Raw genomic sequence first — 17,917 nt, 5'->3', positions numbered from 1 at the left:
TGACGGTGTATCCGTGCCGGGTCTGGCCGCTCCGCTGTCTACAGATAGCGAAGCCAGGCCAGATCCCGCCGCCGTGCCTTGAATCGCGCGAACGCTCTGGTCGGCCAGTACAGCGCCAGTGCCAGCACCGCGGTGATCACCCACAGGCTTGCCACGTGGTCCACGGCGAAATACGCGCCGTGGGTGTGCCCCCAGCGTGCTTCGGCCAGCACGTACAGCAGCTTCAGCACGTACAGGTGCAGCAGGTAGAAGAACATCGGTGCCGCGCCGATGTCGGCCAGCGGCGCCAGCGCCCGGGCCACGCGCGGCTGCTCGTACAGGCGCAGCAACAGCAGGCCGATGCCCAGGGTCAGCAGCAGGAACAGCAGCGAAGGCGGGTACTTGGTGACATTGAAGACGCTCATCAGCGTGCTGCCCAGTGTGGCGAAAGATTGCCATGGGCTGTCGCCGTAGAGGTTCACCGCCCGCAGGATGACGAACGCCAGCAGCGCACCGGCGCCGGCCATCCACAGGCGACGCTGGCGCAGGAGGGCATCGCCGCCGCGCGCGAACCACGGGCCGATCACCCAGCCCAGCGCAATGACGCCGATCCACGGCAGCACCGGGTAGGAGGTGCGCAGGCGCAGCCCGTCGGTCACGGCGATCCAGTCGCGCTGGTGCAGCACCTTCCACAGCACGGCCAGCGCCCCGTCGCCCTGCACGCGGACGCCATCGAGCAGGTTGTGCCCGGCGATCACGGACAGCGCCAGCACCGCCAGCGCCCCGCGTGGCAGCCACAGCAGCCCGGCCAGCGCGATCATGCTGATGCCGATCGCCCAGATCACCTGCAGGTACATCACGCTGGGAGGGAACTGCAGCGTCCACGCGAAATTGATCACCAGCAGCTCCAGCACCACCAGGAACAGGCCGCGCTTGAGCAGGAACGCCGACGCAGCCCGGCGCCCATCCGGCTTGCCACTGGCGTACAACCAGGCCGACAGGCCGGTCAGCAGCACGAACACCGGGGCACACAGATGCGCCAGCAGCCGGCTGACGAACAGCGCCGGTTCGACCTGGTCGACCACCATCGGGTCGCCGACCTGCTGGTGCATATGGAAGGTTTCGCGCACGTGGTCGAGCAGCATCAGCACGATGACGGTGCCGCGCAGTTGGTCAATGGAGGTCAGGCGGGAGGTGGGGGAATACGTCACAGCAGCGCCGGTTGTTCGGTGCGATAGGATATAACATAACGAAAGTGGATGGGCCCGGCCTTGAACGTTGCCGAGTCCGGCGGGTCGCGGCTGCGGCGGCACGCGAAGGTCAACAGGCTGGACTTGCCCGTACATGAACGCTAGCGTGGCAGGGATTTTTTGCCAGCAGGGGCTTCCATGAACAACGACGCTGCGCCACGCCAGCTCACTTTCCGCGCGGTGGTGCTTGCCATCGTGCTGGCGGTGATTCTGTCGGCCGCCAACGCCTACCTCGGTCTGTTCGCAGGCCTGACCATCGCCACCGCCATTCCCGCCGCGGTCATTTCCATGGGGGTGCTGCGCCTGCTCGGCGGTGGCACGATCCTGGAGAACAACATCGTCCAGACCGGTGCTTCGGCCGGTTCGTCGATCGCCGCCGGCGTGATCTTCACGATTCCCGCGCTGGTGATCATGGGCTACTGGCCGGACTTCAAGTACTGGTGGGTGCTGGGCATCGCCGGTCTGGGTGGTCTGCTGGGCGTGCTGTTCTCGGTGCCGCTGCGGCGTTCGATGATCGTGGAAGATCCGCTGCCGTTCCCGGAAGGCAAGGCGGCCGCCGAAGTGCTCAAGGCCGGTGAGAACCCGGGCCCGGGCCTGAAGATCCTGGCCGTGTCGGCGGTGATCGGCGCTTTCGTGAAGCTGGCGGCCGAAAGCGGCCTGCGCCTGATTCCGGATGCCTGGGCCACCTCGGCCTACGTGGGCAGTTCGAAGATCACCGCCTTCATCGGCACCAACCTGTCCCCGGCGCTGCTGGGTGTGGGCTACATCGTCGGCCTGAATGTCGGCATCGTGGTGGTGTCCGGCTCGATCCTGACCTGGCATATCGCCATTCCGCTGTACCAGATGTTCTTCATGAACACCGATCCGGCGCTGGCGGCCTCGATCGCCACGGCCAGCTCCACCGAGGCCGCCTTCGCCATCTGGGGCGCGAAGATGCGTTACCTGGGCGTGGGCGCGATGCTGATCGGTGGCGTCTGGACCCTGATCTCGCTGCGCAAGTCGCTGCTCAATGGCGTCAAGAGTGGCTTTGCCGCGGCCCGCAAGAGCGGTGGCCCGGCGCTGGCGCACACCGAGCGCGACCTGCCGATGAAGTGGATGCTGGTGGCCCTGGTCGTGTTCACCCTGCCGCTGTTGGCGCTGTACCAGGCCATCGTGGGTCAGTGGCACGTCTCGATCCCGATGACGCTGATCATGATCGTGGCCGGCTTCCTGTTCGTCTCGGTCTCGGCCTATCTGGCCGGCCTGATCGGTTCGTCCAACAACCCGGTCTCGGGCATCACCATCTCCACCATCCTGTTCGCCTCGGCGGTGCTGGTGCTGCTGCTCGGCAAGGATGGCCTGACCCCGGTCGGCGTCGGCGGGGCACCGCTGGGTGCGGTGGCCGCGATCATGATCGGCGCGGTGGTGTGCTGCGCGGCCGCGGTCGGCGGTGACAACCTGCAGGATCTCAAGGCCGGTTACATCGTCGGTGCCACGCCGTGGAAGCAGCAGCTGATGCTGGGCATCGGTGCGTTCTCGTGCGCGCTGATCATGGCTCCGGTACTGAACCTGCTGGCCACCGCCTACGGCATCGGCGTGAAGTCCGAGCTGCATCCCAACGCGCTGGCCGCGCCGCAGGCGAACCTGATGGCCTCGGTGGCCAAGGGCCTGTTCGGCGGCGAGCTGCCGTGGACCTTCATCGGCATCGGTGCGGTGGTGGGCGCGGCGATCATCGCCTTCGACAGCTGGCTGAAGTCGCGCAATGCCCGCTTCCGCGTGCCGGTGCTGGCCGCTGCGATCGGCATCTACCTGCCGCTGGAACTGATGGTGCCGATCTTCCTGGGCGGCCTGATCGCCTACCTGGTGGAGCGCTTCCACAAGATCCGCGGCGACGATGAAGAAGGTCGCGACCGCGTGCACAAGCCGGGCGTGCTGTTCGCCGCCGGCCTGATCACCGGTGAAGCCCTGATGGGCATCGCCATCGCGGTGCCGATCGTGATCAGCAGCCGCGCGGACGTGCTGGCGCTGCCGTTCCACCTGCCGGGCGCGCAGTGGATCGGTCTGGCCGTGCTGTTCCTGGTCGGCTGGTTGATCTACCGCACCGGCAAGCGCGCGGTGGGTTCGGTCTAACAGGCGACCCCGGTCTGCGTCACGACAAACCCCGCTCCGGCGGGGTTTGTCGTTTCCGCCTCCTGCCGATCCGCCGGCATGACCGATGGCCTTTGCATGGGTGGCCCCTGCGGCCCTAACATCGGCGTTTTGCCGTTCCGCGGAGACCCCGATGAAACTTCGTTACGCCCTGCTGCCGTTGTGCCTGCTGACCGCGATGCCCTCGCTGGCGGCCACGCGTGGCCTGGATGTGCGCGACATGATCGCGCTGGATCGGGTCTCCAGCCCGCTGCTCACCGCCGATGGCGGCAACGTGATCTTCGCCAAGCGCGTGGTCGGCACCGACAGCAAGGCCAGCACCGGCCTGTACATCCGCAACCTGCGCACGCGTGACCTGGCCCCGCCCAAGCCGCTGACCCCGGCCGGCTGGAACGTCAATTCCGCCGCGCTGTCGGCCGATGGCCAGACCGTATATTTCCTGAGCGCCAAGAACGGCAGCCAGCAGCTGTACGCGCAGCCGACCACCGGCGGCACCCCGCGCCAGCTGACCGATTTCCCGGTCGATGTGGACAGCTTCCACGTCTCCCCGCAAGGTGACCGCGTGGCCTTCAGCAGCGGCGTGTTCCAGGACTGCGGTTCGGATCTGGCCTGCACCAGCAAGAAGCTTGACGCGCACAAGGCACGCAAGAACACCGGTGAAGTCTTCGACACTCTGTTCGTGCGCCATTGGGACACCTGGGCCGATGGCCGCCGCAACACGCTGTTCGTTGCGCCGCTGCCGGTGGCCAAGGCCGCTGCGGTGAAGGGCGCCTCGGCGATCAGCGCGACGCTGGCTGGCGATGCCCCGTCCAAACCGTTCGGTGGCAACGACGACTTCACCTGGTCGCCCGATGGCAAGAGCGTGGTCGCGGCCATCCGCGTGGCCGGCAAGCAGGAGCCGTGGTCGACCAACTTCGACCTGTACCGTCTGGATGCCGAGGGCAAGCAGGCGCCGGTCAACCTGACCGCGGCCAACCCGGCCTGGGATGCCGGCCCGGTGTTCAGCGCCGACGGCAAGACCCTGTACTACCGCGCCATGAAGCGCCCGGGCTTCGAAGCGGATCGCTTCGGCCTGATGGCGATGGACGTGGCCACCGGCAAGACCCGCGAGATCGCACCCAAGTGGGATCGTTCGGCCGGCGAGATCGTGCTGTCCGGTGACGGCACGCTGATCTACACCAGCGCCGACGACATGGGCGAGCACCGCCTGTTCGGCGTCGATATCGCCACCGGCACCGCTGAAGTGGTGGCCGACGGCGGCAGCATCGGCTCGCCGGTGATCGCCGGCACCACGCTGGCGTATACGAAGAACAGTCTGAAGAGTGGCGATCAGATCATCGTGGCCGCCTTCGATGGTGCGAACCCGCGCGAGATCACCCCGAGCGCCGGTGAGATGCTGCCCGACGTCGCCTTCGGCGATTACGAGCAGTTCCAGTTCAAGGGCTGGAACAACGAAACCGTGCACGGTTACGTGGTCAAGCCGTACAACTACCAGGAAGGCAAGAGCTACCCGGTCGCGTTCCTGATCCACGGTGGCCCGCAGGGTAGTTTCGGCAACGGCTGGAGCTACCGCTGGAATCCGCAGACCTACGCCGGCCAGGGCTACGCGGTGGTCATGATCGACTTCCACGGCTCCACCGGCTACGGCCAGGCCTTCACCGATGCGATCAGCCAGCACTGGGGCGACCGCCCGCTGGAAGACCTGCAGAAGGGCTGGGCCGCGGCACAGAAGCAGTACCCGTTCCTCAACGGTGACAAGGCGTGTGCCCTGGGCGCCAGCTATGGCGGCTTCATGGTCAACTGGATCGCCGGCAACTGGAACGAGCCGTGGAAGTGCCTGGTCAATCATGACGGCGTGTTCGACCAACGCATGATGGGCTACGCCACCGAAGAGTTGTGGTTCACCGAGTGGGAGCAGGGGGGCACGCCGTACGAGAAGGCCGCCAGCTACGAGAAGTTCAACCCGGTCAACCACGTGGCCGACTGGAAGAAGCCGATCCTGATCGTGCACGGCCAGCTCGACTACCGCATTCCGGTGGAGCAGGGCCTGGCCGCGTTCACCGCTGCGCAGCGCCAGGGCATCGAGTCCAAGTTCCTGTACTTCCCGGACGAGAACCACTGGGTGCTCAAGCCGCAGAACAGCGTGCAGTGGCACGACACCGTCAACGGCTGGTTGAAGCAGCACATCGGCGACTAAGCCGGTTTGAAGCGCCGCCCCCAGGGGCGGCGCTTTTTCATCGCTAGTGCCGGCCGCTGGCCGGCATCGGTACCTTCATCCGTAGTGCCGGCCGCTGGCCGGCATCTGCACCGCGCTTTCAGTATTCATGAGGTTGCCGGCCCGCGGCCGGCACGACCCAGGCACCCCATCTCCGTGAAAGCACCTGCCCTGATCCAGAACGACATCGTCGTCTTCGGCCTCATCGCCGCCACCCTCGGTGCCGTGTTCTGGACGGCCTCGCGCGAGCAGGGGCTGTGGAAGCGCTTCTACACCTACGTGCCCGCGTTGCTGCTGTGCTACATGATTCCCGGCGTGTACAACACGGTTGGGCTGATCGACGGCCAGAACACACAGCTCTACAACCCGATCGCGCGCGACATCCTGCTGCCCGCCGCCCTGGTGCTGCTCACCCTGGCCGTGGACATCAAGGGCATCCTGCGGCTGGGCCCGAAACTGATCGTGATGTACCTGGGCGCCTCGCTCAGCATCATGATCGGCGCCGTGGTCGCCTTCCAGTTGATGAAATGGCTGCATCCGGCCACCGTCGCCGGCGATACCTGGGCGGGCATGGCGGCGCTGGCCGGCAGCTGGATCGGCGGCGGCGCCAACATGCTGGCCATGCGCGAAGTGTTCGATGTCAACGCGACCACCTTCGGGCAGTTCGCGGTGGTCGATGTCGGTGTCGGTTATGTGTGGATGGCCGTGCTGATCTTCATGGCCGGGCGCGCGGCGAAGATCGATGCCCGCAGTGGTGCCGATACCTCCGGCATCGATGCGCTCAAGCTGCGCATCCAGGCCTTCCAGGCCCAGCACGAGCGCGTGGCCAGCCTGACCGACCTGATGCTGATCGTCGCCGTTGCCTTCGGCGTGGTCGGCCTGTCGCATGCGATTGCCGGGCCGGTCTCGGCGTGGTTCAAAGGGCATGTCGCCTGGGCCTCGCAGTTCAGTCTGGACGCACCGTTCGTGTGGGTGGTGGTGATCTCCACCACCTGCGGCCTGGCGCTGAGCTTCACCCGTGCACGCAACCTCGAAGGTGCGGGCGCCTCCAAGCTGGGCTCGCTGCTGCTGTACTTCCTGATCGCCTGCATCGGCATGCAGATGGACCTGCTGGCGCTGTTGGACCGCCCGTGGCTGTTCCTGCTCGGCCTGATCTGGATCGCGGTGCACATCGTGCTGCTGTGGGCGCTGGCACGCGCGCTGAAGGTGCCGTTCTTCTACTTCGCGATCGGTTCGCAGTCCAACATCGGCGGGCCAGCCTCCGCGCCCGTGGTCGCGGCGGCGTTCCATCCCTCGCTGGCGCCGGTGGGCGTGCTGCTGGGCACGATGGGCTACGCGACGGGCACGTATCTGGCGTACATCGTGGGCATCACCCTGCGCGCGATGGCAGGGCAGGGCTGATCCGTGTAGTGCCGGCCGCTGGCCGGCAACCAGGCGATGCGTCACTTGTCCAGGAGGTTGCCGGCCAGCGGCCGGCACTACCGGGGATCATGGCGCCCGGGACTGACCGCACGTGCGGATTTACGCAGGAAGAAGGCCGCGTTCGACCAGCCACGCCTTTGCATCTTCCGCATCCTGCTCGAACCACGCCTTCGTGGACCCCAACCGATACGTATACCCCCAGGCATCCATGTCCAGCATCAGGCGGTCGCTGCCCACACCAGGCAGTCTGCCGGCCAGTACGATCTGCAGGTAACAGGTGGCGTCTTCTTCGGGCACCGAATCGGTGGCATCGGTATGCACCAGCGCACGCCGCTCCGGCGGCAGCACGATCAGGTGGCAGGCTTCGTGCAGCATCGAGTGCACGGGGGTGTCATCGCGGACATACACGTCGCTGCCGATGATGCCGGCTTCGGGTTCGCCCCAATAGCTGCCCGGAATCGGCGCGCCATCGGCCACACGATGCAGGTGCAGATCGTGGGTGGCCAGCAGGGCGAGGGCATCGTCGAAACGGATTTCGCCGACGCGGGTGACCTGCGGTTCGGCGGTGGGGGCAGCGTCGTTCATGGGTTACCGCTCAACCGCCCCTTCCAAACGCGGAAGGGGCGATGTCGATCAGGGCTGCTGCGGGCCTTCCGGCAAGGCGACGGAGATATCGAGCACATCGTGCTCCCCGTCCTTGACCAGATCGACCTTGACCGCATCAGCGTCGATGTTGACGTACTTCTTGATCACTTCCAGCAGCTCGCGCTGCAGCAGGGGCAGGTAGTCCGGGCCGCCGCGGTGGCTGCGTTCCTGCGCGATGATGATCTGCAGGCGGTTCTTGGCCGTTTCGGCAGTAGTCTTCTTTCGGTTCAGGAAATCGAACAGTCCCATGCTTACCCTCCGAACAGCTTGCTGAAGAAGCCTTTCTTCTCCACGGTGGTGAAGCGCATCGGACGCTCTTCGCCAAGGATGCGGCCAACCGCATCTTCGTATGCCTGGCCCGCCGCCGATTCGGGGTCCAGAATGACCGGCTCGCCCTTGTTGGACGCATTGAGCACGTCGCCCGATTCGGGCACCACGCCAATGGCCTTCAGGCCCAGCACTTCTTCCACATCGGTGATGCTGAGCATCTCGCCGCTTTCCACCCGTACCGGGCTGTAGCGCGTGAGCAGCAGGAAGGCCGGCACGTTCTTGCCGGATTCGGCCTTGTGGGTCTTCGAATCGAGCAGGCCGATGATGCGGTCCGAGTCGCGCACCGAAGACACTTCCGGATTCACCACCACGACCGCACGGTCGGCGTAGTACATCGCCAGGAACGCACCCTTCTCGATGCCGGCCGGGGAGTCGCAGATGATGTATTCGAAGCCGTCGGCGACCAGGTCGTCGAGCACCTTGCGCACGCCCTCCTGGGTCAGTGCGTCCTTGTCGCGGGTCTGCGAGGCAGCCAGCACGTACAGGTTGTCGAAGCGCTTGTCCTTGATCAAGGACTGCTTGAGCGTCGCTTCGCCGTGCACGACATTGACGAAGTCGTACACCACGCGGCGCTCGCAGCCCATGATCAGGTCAAGGTTGCGCAGGCCGACGTCGAAGTCGATCACCGCCACCTTCTTGCCACGACGTGCCAACCCGCAGGCCAGGCTGGCGCTGCTGGTGGTCTTGCCGACGCCGCCCTTGCCGGAGGTGACTACGATGATTTCAGCCAAAGGATTTCTCCTGATTCTTCTGTTTGGGGGCTGCGTCAGTCCAGCGCAGCGATCTTGATCTGGTCCTGTTCCAGCCACACCTGCACGGCCTTGCCGCGCAGCGAGTCCGGAACATCGTCCAGTACCTTGTAATGGCCGGCAATGGCGACCAGTTCAGCGTGGAATTCACGGCAGAAAATGCGCGCCGTGGTGTTGCCTTGGGCACCTGCCAGGGCACGGCCCCGCAGCGTACCGTAGATGTGGATGCTGCCGTCGGCGATCACTTCGGCGCCCGCGCCGACGGTGGCCATGACGGTCAGGTCGCAGTTTTCCGCGTACAGCTGCTGGCCCGAACGGACGTTGGCGGTCTGCATGCGGCCCGGCTTGGGTGCGCCTCCGCTGGCCACCGCGCTGGGCGCCGGCGCCGCAGGCACGGCTGCGGCGGCACGCGCACGGCGCGGTGGCGGTTCGGCGACCGGCAGGGGCGCAGGGGCCGGCTCGGCCTCGGCGCGCTCGTACTGGGCGCGGAACTTGGCCAGCAGCGGCAGGCCGAGCTGCTGCGAGAGCAGGTCGGTTTCGGTGGTGCCGTAGGCCAGCGCAACCGGCAGCACGCCGGCCTTGCGCAGGCCGTCCAGCAGCGCCTTGGCGGTCGCCACGTCCGGCATCTTGCTGAGTCCGCCGAAATCCAGGATCACTGCCGCACGCCCGAACAGCTTCGGCGCACGCGCGACGCGTTCCTGCATTTCACGGATAAGGCGGTCGACGTCGAGGGTGCGGATACGCAGATTGGCGATGCCGACCTGGCCGATCTTCAGTTCACCGGCCTGTTCAAAATCCATGTTCGCTGCCACCGATCAGGTCCCCGTCTGCTGCTGGACGCGCAGCGGCTCGCGGCGATGGCCCACCCAGGGCACATCCGGCAACTGATCGCCGTAGGTGTCGTGCACCCACTGGTAACTACACAGGTCCTTGAGCAGCATGCTGGCGCGCACGTCAACGTGGGCCATGGTGTTCTGCCCGACTTCGCGGAAGCCGAAGCTGCCGTGGAAGAGCAGGGCGGCATCGGCACCGTGATCCAGGAAGACCTCGCAGGTCAGCTGCGGGTAGCGCAGCTCGGCGTAGCTCTGCGCATCGGCATAGAACGCACGGCCGACGCCACCGCCGCGACGGCGGCTGGCGACCACGATGCGGTCGATATAGAAGAATTTGCTGCCCAGCTGCTGCTTGAACCAGGCGAAGTTGCTGCTGTCGTGCTGGCTGTCGCTGCCGAAGCCGATCAGGAAACCGGCCAGGTTGCCGTCGCGCTCGGCGACGCGGAAATACTCAGCGCTTTCATAGAACAGACGCAGGCGGGCGGCATCCAACGGCAGGATGGCCAGGCCGGCATTGTTGTTCAGGGCCAGGACGGAATCGAGCTCGTGCTCGCGCACGTCGCGGATGACAATCGACATTGTGACTCCGTGGGGTAACGCGGTTGGCCCATCTAGGGGCCGTTCGGTCCGATTATTGCATGGGTGGCCTCCCCCCGCGAGCCGACAGGCATGACTTCTGTGGGAGTGCAGGGGAACAGGTTCAGCCTACTATGCGTCCATGTTGGGATACCTCAGCCACACCCGAGTACTGCGACTGGCCGGCCTGTTCACCTGGGTCATGGTCGGACTCCCTCTGGTTTATTCACAGTACGAAGCACTGCTGCGCCGCGGCGGTGGCGTCGATGCCTGGGCGCTGTGGTTGTTCGCCGCGTACCTGGCCTTCGGCGCCGGGTACTTCTGGCTGACCCGCGGGCTGCGCAACGGCGGCCACTCGCGCTGGTACGACCGGGTCATGCTGGTGCTGCTCACCGCCTCGGCGCTGGGCGTGAGCTATCTGAGCGGCTCCGGGCTGGGGAGCATCCTGATGATGGTCGCTGCCGGCGTGATTCCGTGGATGCTGCCGGTGCGCGGTGGCGTGATCTGGCTGCTGCTCAGCCAGCTCGCGGTGCTGCCGGTCTACTACCTCATCCTGAATTTCTCGCTGTTCGAAGCGGTGATGCAGTCGCTGCTGTATGGCGGCTTCTCCATGTTCATCTTCGTGACCAGCCTGGTCGCGCGCCAGCAGACCGATGCCCGGGAAGAGCAGCGCCGGCTCAATACCGAACTGCGGGCCACCCGTGTGCTGCTGGCCGAGAGCGCCCGCGTCAATGAGCGCACCCGCATCTCCCGCGAGCTGCACGACCTGCTGGGCCACCACCTGACCGCCCTCAGCCTCAACCTGGAGGTGGCGGGCCACATCACCGAGGGCCAGGCCCAGGAGCACGTGCATCAGGCCCATACCCTAGCCAAGCTGCTGCTCACCGACGTGCGCGAGGCGGTCAGCCAGCTGCGCGACAGTGGCGCCATCGATCTGGCCGCGGCCCTGCGCCCGCTGACCGAGCAGGTGCCCTCGCTCGATATCCACCTGGACATCGATGAGCCGCTGAGCGTGGAAGACCCCGAGCGCGCTCATGTGCTGCTCCGCTGCACCCAGGAAATCATCACCAATGCGGTGCGCCACGCCGGCGCACGCAACCTGTGGATCAAGGTCCGGCGCGAGCCGCCCGGCATCGTGGTGCTGGAGGCGCATGATGATGGGGTCGGCGCGGACGGCATCGTGGTCGGCAACGGATTGCGCGGGATGCGCGAGCGGCTGCAACAATGCGGTGGTGAGCTGCAGATCGAAACCCGCCGGGGTCAGGGCTTCCGCCTGCGTGCCTCGGTACCCGGCGTGCCAGTATTGATGCTGACCGCTGTCATTGAAGGAGTGCGTTGATGATTCGCGTCTGCCTGGTCGACGACCAAACCCTGGTGCGGCAGGGAATCCGCTCGCTGCTGGCGCTCGATGACGGCATCGAGGTGGTCGCCGAGGCCGCCGATGGCCGCCAGGCAGTCGAGGTGGTTCCGCAGGTCCGCCCCGACGTGGTCCTGATGGACATGCGCATGCCGGTGATGTCCGGGCTGGAGGCGCTGCAGATGCTGTCGCGTCTGAACCAGCTGCCGCCGACCATCATCCTGACCACCTTCGATGACGATCAGCTGGTGCTGGCCGGGCTGAAGGCCGGGGCAAAGGGCTACCTGCTCAAGGATGTGACCCTGGATCAGCTCGTGGGCGCGATCCGCACGGTGGCCGATGGCGGCTCGCTGGTGCAGCCGGCGGTCACCCAGCGGCTGCTGTCGGGCCTGGAGCACATGCGCAACGAGTTCGTGAGCCTGGACCGGCCGGACCCGTTGACCGACCGTGAGACGGAGATCCTGCGGCTGATGGCCAGTGGCTTCTCCAACAAGGAGATCGCCAATTCATTGGGCGTGGCCGAAGGCACCATCAAGAACCACGTGTCCAACATCCTGTCCAAGCTGGGGGTGCGCGACCGCACCCGGGCAGTGCTCAAGGCCTTCGAGCTGCAGCTGGTCTGAGCCGGTGGACCCGGCGGCGGCCTTCGGGCGGCCACGGGTTTGTCGGTAATTTCTGAATCCCGCGAAACCCTTGCAGCGCAAGCGATACAAGGGAAATTCCGGGTCCGTAGGCCGAATCCGGCAAAGAAATATTGCCCATACGCTACGTGCTGACACGCGCGATGCGTTATCTTTCCGCTCCTTGTCTATGCAAAACCGCTGCCGACATGGAAACCGGTGTGCCAACCCTGATCAACAACACCGGCGAAGCCTGCTAGGATTGGCGCTTCGCTTCAATCAACCCGGCCGTGGGATCGGCCCCGGAGACTCCTGAATGACCCGTATTATCGAGTTCCTGATCGCCTTGGGGATCGTGGCTGGCCTGTTCGTCATCATTGGCGTATGTCTGCCGGGCGAGCGCCATATTTCCGAAAGCATCGAGACCAACCGCAAGATGACGATCGTGTACGACACGGTCAACAGCCTGCGCCGCTTCAAGGACTGGAACCCGCTCTTGCTGCGCGATCCCGCCGTTGAACTGAAGCACTCCGGCCCGGCTGCCGGTGTCGGCGCACGCCTGGACTACTCCTCCAAGGAAGGTTCCTTGGGCCAGGGTAGCTGGGTGATCACCGAGTCCGAGCAGAACAAGCACGTTGCCATCGCCATCGAGGACCAGACCAAGGGCCACGACAAGGTGACCAACTTCACCCTCGAGCCGACCGGCAAGGGTGGCCGCAACGTCAAGATCACGCAGGACTACAGCGTCAAGTACGGGTTCAACCTGTTCGGTCGTTACGCTGGCCTGTACGTCAGCCGTCACGCCGGTGACGACCTGAAGCTGGGTCTGTCGCGCATGGCCAACATGCTGGCTACCGTGCCGAACGTGGACTACCGCACCGCCGAAGCCCCGCTGACCGATCTGGCCATCGTGGACGTCCCGGCCGAGGACCTGCTGGTCGTCACCGCCGGCAACGTGGACCGCGGCCAGGAGACCATCACCAAGTCCATCAAGGACAACCAGGAGTGGATCAAGCGCGTCATGGAGGCCAACAACCTCGAAGCCGCCGGTCCGTTCCGCATCATCACCACCGATTTCGGCGCCGAGAAGTACGCCTTCGACGTGGCCCAGCCGGTCAAGAAGAAGGGTGCTGAAGCCGCGACGGCCGAAGCCCTGACGGTGAAGATCGACGATGGTGCACCGGTCAAGTACGTGCATGTGGCTCCGCATCGTTCGGCCCACGCGGCCTACACCGGCCACATGGCCGGCCTGGACATCGCCCGCAACGCCCTGCGTGCGTGGTCGGTGACCGGCGGCAACGAAGTGATCGATCGTCCGTACGAGTCCTGGAAGGACGGCGTGGACAAGTCGTTCACTCCGGAAGGCACGTACGACATCTACTGGGCCGTCAAGTAATCCGACGGTTGCCGTGATGTAACGCACGACCTGAAACGCGCCGCTTCCTGCGGCGCGTTTTTTTTTGGCTCCGGCAGCGGGGCATTGTCTGAAGGACGCAAGCATGCTCAACCTGGAACGACGCACGCGCAAACCCTCCCTGCTGGCCGGCCTGGGCGGCCTGCTCGCGGCTACGGCGGTGGGCCTGTCGGCTTACGCCTCCCATGGCATCGCCGACCCGCTGGCGCAGTCGCATGTGACCACCGCGGCCCTATACGCCTTCGGGCACGGGGTGGCGCTGGCCGTACTCGGCCCGACCCAGCAGAACACGTTGGGTCGGCTGGCCCTGTATGTGCTGCTGATCGGCACGCTGCTGTTCTCCGGCAGCCTGGTGGCGGGCGCGCTGTGGAAGCTCAGTACCCAATTGGCGCCCATTGGCGGCACGGCCCTGATGGTGGGCTGGCTGGCCTACGGGCTGAACGCGCTGAGGCGCTGACATGCCCCGTTACCGCCGTGGCTTTGATGTCGATGAAGCGCACGACTGGCTGAGCCGGCGCGACCGGCGGCTGGGCACGTGGATGAAGCGGCTTGGCCCCATCCAGGCGCAACCCGGCTGGGCGAAGACCTTCGACCCGGTCGATGCGCTGGCACGGGCGATCCTGTTCCAGCAGCTCAGCGGCAAGGCCGCCTCGACCATCGTCGGGCGGGTGGAGACCGCCATCGGCAGCACCCGCCTGCACGCCGATACGCTCGCGCGCATCGATGATGCCGGGCTGCGGGTCTGCGGGGTCTCGGGCAACAAGGCGCTGGCGCTGCGAGACCTGGCGCGTCGCGAGGCGGCGGGCGAGATTCCCGACCTGCGTCGGATGTCGGTGATGGACCACGACGCGATCATCGACGCGCTGGTCCCGATCCGCGGCATCGGCCGCTGGACGGTGGAGATGATGCTGATGTTCCGGCTCGGTCGCCCGGACATCCTGCCGGTGGACGACCTCGGTGTCCGCAAGGGCGCCCAGCGCGTGGACAAGGCCGAGCGGATGCCAACCCCGAAGGAGCTGCTCGCCCGCGGCGAGAAATGGGGCCCGTTCCGGACCTACGCGAGCCTGTACCTGTGGCGGATCGCAGATTTCACGGTGGATCCGAAGGCGACGACCAACCGCTCGCAGGGGTGAGGCTACGCGGCCGGCGGCTTCGGCGCGAAGGCCGGGTCGTCGCTGATTCGTGCCCGCGCTGGCTGGCGCTTCTTCGCCGCAAGGTAGCGGTGATGGTGGAAGGTGGCGAAGGTGCCGCGGAGGACCACGACCCCGATCACCAGCATCATCCCCATCCTCCGAAGCGTGTCTGCCAGGCCTGCGGTGTCCTGCCTCAGATGCATCACGAACACCCATGCCCACAACGCAGCGGTCAGGCAGGCCGCAATCCGGCTGCGTTTGTAGACCCCCACTGCCAGACCCAGGTAAACGCAGCCGACCATCGCAGCAGCGATGAAGTTCATCATGGCGAACACGTGCCGGTTCGTGACCCACGTCCAGCCGCCCGTGGCGAGGGTGAACACGGCGAGTCCCGCGCCCAGTAACCAGAGCTGCGTGACTGGCCTGGTGATCCCGCTCGGCACCTGTTCCCAGTGCGGTGCCATTGGCGGGGTGGGGGGAACCTCACCGGCCTGGTAGGGATTCTGATCGTCCATGGTCGCCCTCCTTGTGGGTCGCGCTGGTCAGGGTATGGCGTCGTGCCAGCACCAGTGCCACGGTTCGTAGACAATCCCATGCGGGTTGTCCCGCGGGTAGCTCAGCTGGAACCCGAAGCGACCGGCATGCTCGCCCAGCCACGCGAACGCGGCAGTCGACTCAAACGATTCTTCCGCAGGCGGTTCGCCGGGTGTGCCGATATCCAGCGCGTAGCCGCTGTGGTGCTCGCTGTAGCCCGGCGCGGCGTTGACCTTGAGGATCTCCTCCACGCTCAGCCCGCGGTTGCGTTTGCGCGCGAATATCCCGAGTTGGTAATCGTGGCTGCGGTAGCCGGAGATCGCATCCAGGGCGGTGCCATCGGCAGCGGCCCGCGCGCGCAGGCGTTGCCAGTTGCGAGCGGCGTCACGCTGCAGCCAGAGTGGCCGCCGGTAGCGGTCGAAGCCGGCCAGGTGAAGCTGAGCCGGTTCGGCTTCCAGCGCCAGACCGGTCGCGGCTTCGTAAGCATCGGCATCAATCCCGAGGGTTTCGAGGCGATGCTGCAGTCCACTCAGGGGCAGCACCGTATCGGGCGCGCTGCCACGGCGGCGATCCAGCAGCTGGCGGTCCAGCGCATCCAGTGCCTCCTCGATGCCCGGCTCGCGCATCAGGCGCGGCACCAGCGGCAGCACGCCGTGGGCGGTAGCGACGGCGAGGTAGCGCCCATCGCGCTTGCGCCGCAGGACCCACTGCGCGCGAGCCAAGGCGCGCGCGTCGGCAGAGCCGCGTGCACGCAGCAGGCCGCCGGGCCACAGTTCGATCTCGGCGGTGTTGATCAGCAAGGCAGGGGATCGGCGCATGTCACCAGCTTAGTGCGCGGGCGGCGGTCCGGCCAGCGCCTGCAGGGCATCGAGCAGTGCACGTGGGCGGTCCGGGCTGATCACCAAGGCGCTGCCATCGCGCAGCGGCACGTGCAGCACGCGGCTGCTGTTGGTGATCAGGCAGAACGCCTTGCTGCGATCGGCCATGCGGTAGTGCCCGGACTGAAAGCCAGGTACGCCGTAGCCGTTGGTCTTGATCGAAGGCTTGTACCGGCCATGCTCGGCGAAGTCGACGATACGCGCCTCGTCCAGCCGCATCGCGCTGACCGGCACGCGCTTGCGGTAGAAGGTCGACAGCACCTCCAGGGTGTCCTCATGCAGCACGATGCGACGCCGGCTGTAGGCCCAGGTCAGTACGGCCGCCAGCACCGCAAGGAACGGCAGGGTGATGAACAGTTCGGTGTGCGAACGCTCCGGTGCGTCCAGCGCGGTGCCGACCATCAGGCCAGCGACGAGCAGCAGCGGAGTCCACAGCCACAGCAGTCGCCAGACCGGCGATGGGGCAACCTCGAAGGATTGAGCTGCAGGCATCTCAATCCTCCTTCTTGAAGATCAGCAACGCCGTATTGAGGGGCGGTGCGAAGACAAGGTTGACCAGTTCCCAGCCCAGGTTGCCATGCCGGGTCAGTTCGTCCTGTATGTCTTTGGGTTTCACAATGCCCATCATGCCCGGCTTTACTTCAACGGTCAGGTAGCTCCAGCGCCTGCTCATGATTTGCTCTCCTTGTCGGTGGTGGGCTTGGGAAGGCGTCCGGCCTTGCGCAGTGCATCACGCAGCACGTATTCGATCTGCGCATTGAGGCTGCGCAGATCGTCGTCGGCCCAGCGCTGCGCCGCCGCCAGAACGTCGGCATTGATACGCAGCGGGTACGCTTTCTTTTCGGTCATGCGGGGGTCCTTTATCTACACCCCGTGCCGTCCCCTCGGCGCCGGGTTGCGTTGGCAGGTGCCGACCCTGGGTCGGCACGCTGGTGCATCAATACAGCGAACCGGCGTTGACCACCGGCTGGGTGCCACGGTCCGAACACAGCACAGTCAGCAGGTTGCTTACCATGTGCGCCTTGCGCTCTTCATCGAGCTGGACCACGCCGTTCTTCTGCAGTTCGGCCAAGGCCATTTCGACCATGCCGACCGCACCAGCGACAATCCGCGTGCGTGCAGCGATGACGGCGTTCGCCTGCTGGCGCTGCAGCATGGCCTGGGCGATTTCCGGCGCATAGGCGAGGTGGCTGATGCGCGCATCGATCACCTGCACGCCGGCATCGGCCAGGCGCTCGGCCAGCTCGTCCTTGAGGTGCTGGGAGATCTCGGCGGCATGGCTGCGCAGCGACAGCTGGCCGTCTTCGTGCTGGTCATACGGATAGCTGGTCGCCATCGCGCGCAGCGCCGATTCGGACTGGATGTGCACGAAGCTCTCGTAGTCATCCACGTTGTAGACAGCTTCGGAAGCATCCACCACCTGCCACACGATCACCGCGGCGATCTCGATCGGGCTGCCATCGAGCTCATTGACCTTGAGCTTGCCGCTCTCGAAGTTGCGCACGCGCTGGCTCACCTTGACCTTGGTGAAGAACGGGTTGTTCCAGCGCAGGCCGTTCTCCTTGACGGTGCCGACGTACTTGCCGAACAGGCTGACGACCACGGCCTGGTTGGGCTGCACCGTATACAGGCCGACCAGGCTGAGCAGGGCGGTGGTGGCGAGCAGGAGGCTGCCGATGATCAGCGCCGGGTTGCGGTTGCCCTTGTCCACCCCGACCACGAACATCCACACCGCCACCGCGGTCAGGGCCAGCACCAGCAGCAGGAAGGGCAGGCCGGACAGCGAGCGGATCGACTTCTCTTTCATGGCGGGGCGTCCTTGGGTAGTTGATTGGAAGATATCAAATTGATATCA

20 protein-coding genes are annotated in these 17,917 nt (G+C 66.0%); 8 read left to right on the top strand and 12 right to left on the bottom strand.

Annotated features, from left to right (window positions below; genetic code table 11):
* Positions 1–38: 38 nt before the first annotated feature.
* A complete protein-coding gene (locus K4043_RS11500) occupies positions 39–1,190 on the bottom strand; it encodes a heparan-alpha-glucosaminide N-acetyltransferase domain-containing protein (RefSeq protein WP_265309414.1) in 1,152 nt (383 codons plus the stop codon).
* 177 nt (positions 1,191–1,367) lie between these two features.
* Between K4043_RS11500 and K4043_RS11495 the strand changes: the two genes are divergently transcribed.
* From K4043_RS11495 to K4043_RS11485, 3 genes are all read left to right on the top strand, one after another.
* Positions 1,368–3,338, top strand: coding sequence for an oligopeptide transporter, OPT family (locus K4043_RS11495; protein ID WP_123728639.1), 1,971 nt, complete (start codon positions 1,368–1,370; stop codon positions 3,336–3,338).
* 151 nt (positions 3,339–3,489) lie between these two features.
* Positions 3,490–5,553, top strand: a complete 2,064-nt coding sequence (locus K4043_RS11490) for a S9 family peptidase (protein ID WP_123728640.1) — start codon at positions 3,490–3,492, stop codon at positions 5,551–5,553.
* A 174-nt stretch (positions 5,554–5,727) separates the two neighbouring features.
* Positions 5,728–6,972, top strand: a complete 1,245-nt coding sequence (locus K4043_RS11485; protein WP_265309413.1) for a DUF819 family protein — start codon at positions 5,728–5,730, stop codon at positions 6,970–6,972.
* A gap of 120 nt (positions 6,973–7,092) precedes the next feature.
* Here K4043_RS11485 and K4043_RS11480 read toward each other — a convergent pair whose 3' ends face one another.
* The 5 genes from K4043_RS11480 to K4043_RS11460 are packed head-to-tail and all read right to left on the bottom strand — an operon-like array spanning position 7,093 to position 10,129.
* Positions 7,093–7,578 (bottom strand): hypothetical protein, encoded by a 486-nt coding sequence (locus K4043_RS11480; protein WP_265309412.1) that lies wholly within the window; start codon positions 7,576–7,578, stop codon positions 7,093–7,095.
* A 48-nt stretch (positions 7,579–7,626) separates the two neighbouring features.
* A complete protein-coding gene (minE, locus tag K4043_RS11475) occupies positions 7,627–7,887 on the bottom strand; it encodes a cell division topological specificity factor MinE (protein WP_017355894.1) in 261 nt (86 codons plus the stop codon).
* Between the two features lie 2 nt (positions 7,888–7,889).
* Complete coding sequence (gene minD, locus K4043_RS11470) at positions 7,890–8,699, bottom strand: septum site-determining protein MinD (protein ID WP_123728642.1); 810 nt, start codon at positions 8,697–8,699, stop codon at positions 7,890–7,892.
* A 35-nt stretch (positions 8,700–8,734) separates the two neighbouring features.
* Positions 8,735–9,517, bottom strand: a complete 783-nt coding sequence (minC, locus tag K4043_RS11465; protein WP_123728643.1) for a septum site-determining protein MinC — start codon at positions 9,515–9,517, stop codon at positions 8,735–8,737.
* Positions 9,518–9,532: 15 nt separating this feature from the next.
* A complete protein-coding gene (locus tag K4043_RS11460) occupies positions 9,533–10,129 on the bottom strand; it encodes a GNAT family N-acetyltransferase (protein ID WP_123728644.1) in 597 nt (198 codons plus the stop codon).
* 139 nt (positions 10,130–10,268) lie between these two features.
* Here K4043_RS11460 and K4043_RS11455 point away from each other — a divergent pair, with 139 nt between their 5' ends.
* The 5 genes from K4043_RS11455 (at position 10,269) to K4043_RS11435 (ending at position 14,650) form a co-directional block, all read left to right on the top strand.
* Positions 10,269–11,465, top strand: coding sequence for a sensor histidine kinase (locus K4043_RS11455; RefSeq protein WP_123728645.1), 1,197 nt, complete (start codon positions 10,269–10,271; stop codon positions 11,463–11,465).
* Complete coding sequence (locus K4043_RS11450) at positions 11,465–12,106, top strand: response regulator transcription factor (protein ID WP_019184539.1); 642 nt, start codon at positions 11,465–11,467, stop codon at positions 12,104–12,106. Before K4043_RS11455 ends, K4043_RS11450 begins: the two co-directional genes overlap by 1 nt.
* Before the next feature lie 313 nt (positions 12,107–12,419).
* Complete coding sequence (locus K4043_RS11445; RefSeq protein ID WP_123728646.1) at positions 12,420–13,499, top strand: SRPBCC family protein; 1,080 nt, start codon at positions 12,420–12,422, stop codon at positions 13,497–13,499.
* Positions 13,500–13,602: 103 nt separating this feature from the next.
* The gene (locus tag K4043_RS11440) at positions 13,603–13,974 is read left to right on the top strand and encodes a DUF423 domain-containing protein (protein ID WP_123728647.1); all 372 of its coding nucleotides are present in this window, start codon (positions 13,603–13,605) and stop codon (positions 13,972–13,974) included.
* Position 13,975: 1 nt separating this feature from the next.
* Complete coding sequence (locus K4043_RS11435) at positions 13,976–14,650, top strand: DNA-3-methyladenine glycosylase (protein ID WP_123728648.1); 675 nt, start codon at positions 13,976–13,978, stop codon at positions 14,648–14,650.
* 2 nt (positions 14,651–14,652) lie between these two features.
* On the opposite strand, the gene K4043_RS11430 is transcribed toward K4043_RS11435, so the two are convergent.
* From K4043_RS11430 to K4043_RS11405, 6 genes are all read right to left on the bottom strand, one after another.
* Positions 14,653–15,165 (bottom strand): hypothetical protein, encoded by a 513-nt coding sequence (locus tag K4043_RS11430; protein ID WP_265309411.1) that lies wholly within the window; start codon positions 15,163–15,165, stop codon positions 14,653–14,655.
* A 27-nt stretch (positions 15,166–15,192) separates the two neighbouring features.
* On the bottom strand, positions 15,193–16,002 hold the full coding sequence (locus K4043_RS11425) for a M15 family metallopeptidase (protein WP_123728650.1): 810 nt from the start codon (positions 16,000–16,002) through the stop codon (positions 15,193–15,195).
* Between the two features lie 9 nt (positions 16,003–16,011).
* Complete coding sequence (locus K4043_RS11420; protein WP_265309410.1) at positions 16,012–16,554, bottom strand: PH domain-containing protein; 543 nt, start codon at positions 16,552–16,554, stop codon at positions 16,012–16,014.
* Position 16,555: 1 nt separating this feature from the next.
* Entirely contained in the window at positions 16,556–16,735 is a 180-nt protein-coding gene (locus K4043_RS11415; protein ID WP_123728652.1) for a DUF4177 domain-containing protein, read from the bottom strand.
* The gene (locus K4043_RS11410) at positions 16,732–16,911 is read right to left on the bottom strand and encodes an Arc family DNA binding domain-containing protein (protein WP_123728653.1); all 180 of its coding nucleotides are present in this window, start codon (positions 16,909–16,911) and stop codon (positions 16,732–16,734) included. The genes K4043_RS11415 and K4043_RS11410 overlap by 4 nt, the downstream gene beginning before the upstream one ends.
* An 88-nt stretch (positions 16,912–16,999) precedes the next feature.
* On the bottom strand, positions 17,000–17,869 hold the full coding sequence (locus K4043_RS11405) for an SPFH domain-containing protein (RefSeq protein ID WP_123728654.1): 870 nt from the start codon (positions 17,867–17,869) through the stop codon (positions 17,000–17,002).
* Positions 17,870–17,917: the final 48 nt, after the last annotated feature.

Origin of the sequence: Stenotrophomonas sp. SRS1 (genome assembly GCF_026130205.1) — a bacterium.
GTDB classification, from domain to species: Bacteria; Pseudomonadota; Gammaproteobacteria; order Xanthomonadales; family Xanthomonadaceae; genus Stenotrophomonas; species Stenotrophomonas rhizophila_B.
Note: the sequence above shows the minus strand (reverse complement) of the source record. Positions and strands in the feature narration are given on the sequence as shown.

Excerpts from the sequence above, each read along its gene's own strand:
- K4043_RS11415 (WP_123728652.1), bottom strand. The coding sequence starts at position 16,735 with ATGAGCAGGCGCTGGAGCTACCTGACCGTTGAAGTAAAGCCGGGCATG.
- K4043_RS11495 (WP_123728639.1), top strand. The coding sequence starts at position 1,368 with ATGAACAACGACGCTGCGCCACGCCAGCTCACTTTCCGCGCGGTGGTG.
- K4043_RS11480 (WP_265309412.1), bottom strand. The coding sequence starts at position 7,578 with ATGAACGACGCTGCCCCCACCGCCGAACCGCAGGTCACCCGCGTCGGC.
- K4043_RS11490 (WP_123728640.1), top strand. The coding sequence starts at position 3,490 with ATGAAACTTCGTTACGCCCTGCTGCCGTTGTGCCTGCTGACCGCGATG.
- K4043_RS11435 (WP_123728648.1), top strand. The coding sequence starts at position 13,976 with ATGCCCCGTTACCGCCGTGGCTTTGATGTCGATGAAGCGCACGACTGG.
- K4043_RS11455 (WP_123728645.1), top strand. The coding sequence starts at position 10,269 with ATGTTGGGATACCTCAGCCACACCCGAGTACTGCGACTGGCCGGCCTG.
- K4043_RS11445 (WP_123728646.1), top strand. The coding sequence starts at position 12,420 with ATGACCCGTATTATCGAGTTCCTGATCGCCTTGGGGATCGTGGCTGGC.
- minC (WP_123728643.1), bottom strand. The coding sequence starts at position 9,517 with ATGGATTTTGAACAGGCCGGTGAACTGAAGATCGGCCAGGTCGGCATC.
- K4043_RS11460 (WP_123728644.1), bottom strand. The coding sequence starts at position 10,129 with ATGTCGATTGTCATCCGCGACGTGCGCGAGCACGAGCTCGATTCCGTC.
- K4043_RS11410 (WP_123728653.1), bottom strand. The coding sequence starts at position 16,911 with ATGACCGAAAAGAAAGCGTACCCGCTGCGTATCAATGCCGACGTTCTG.
- K4043_RS11450 (WP_019184539.1), top strand. The coding sequence starts at position 11,465 with ATGATTCGCGTCTGCCTGGTCGACGACCAAACCCTGGTGCGGCAGGGA.
- K4043_RS11440 (WP_123728647.1), top strand. The coding sequence starts at position 13,603 with ATGCTCAACCTGGAACGACGCACGCGCAAACCCTCCCTGCTGGCCGGC.
- K4043_RS11420 (WP_265309410.1), bottom strand. The coding sequence starts at position 16,554 with ATGCCTGCAGCTCAATCCTTCGAGGTTGCCCCATCGCCGGTCTGGCGA.
- K4043_RS11430 (WP_265309411.1), bottom strand. The coding sequence starts at position 15,165 with ATGGACGATCAGAATCCCTACCAGGCCGGTGAGGTTCCCCCCACCCCG.
- minE (WP_017355894.1), bottom strand. The coding sequence starts at position 7,887 with ATGGGACTGTTCGATTTCCTGAACCGAAAGAAGACTACTGCCGAAACG.
- K4043_RS11405 (WP_123728654.1), bottom strand. The coding sequence starts at position 17,869 with ATGAAAGAGAAGTCGATCCGCTCGCTGTCCGGCCTGCCCTTCCTGCTG.
- K4043_RS11425 (WP_123728650.1), bottom strand. The coding sequence starts at position 16,002 with ATGCGCCGATCCCCTGCCTTGCTGATCAACACCGCCGAGATCGAACTG.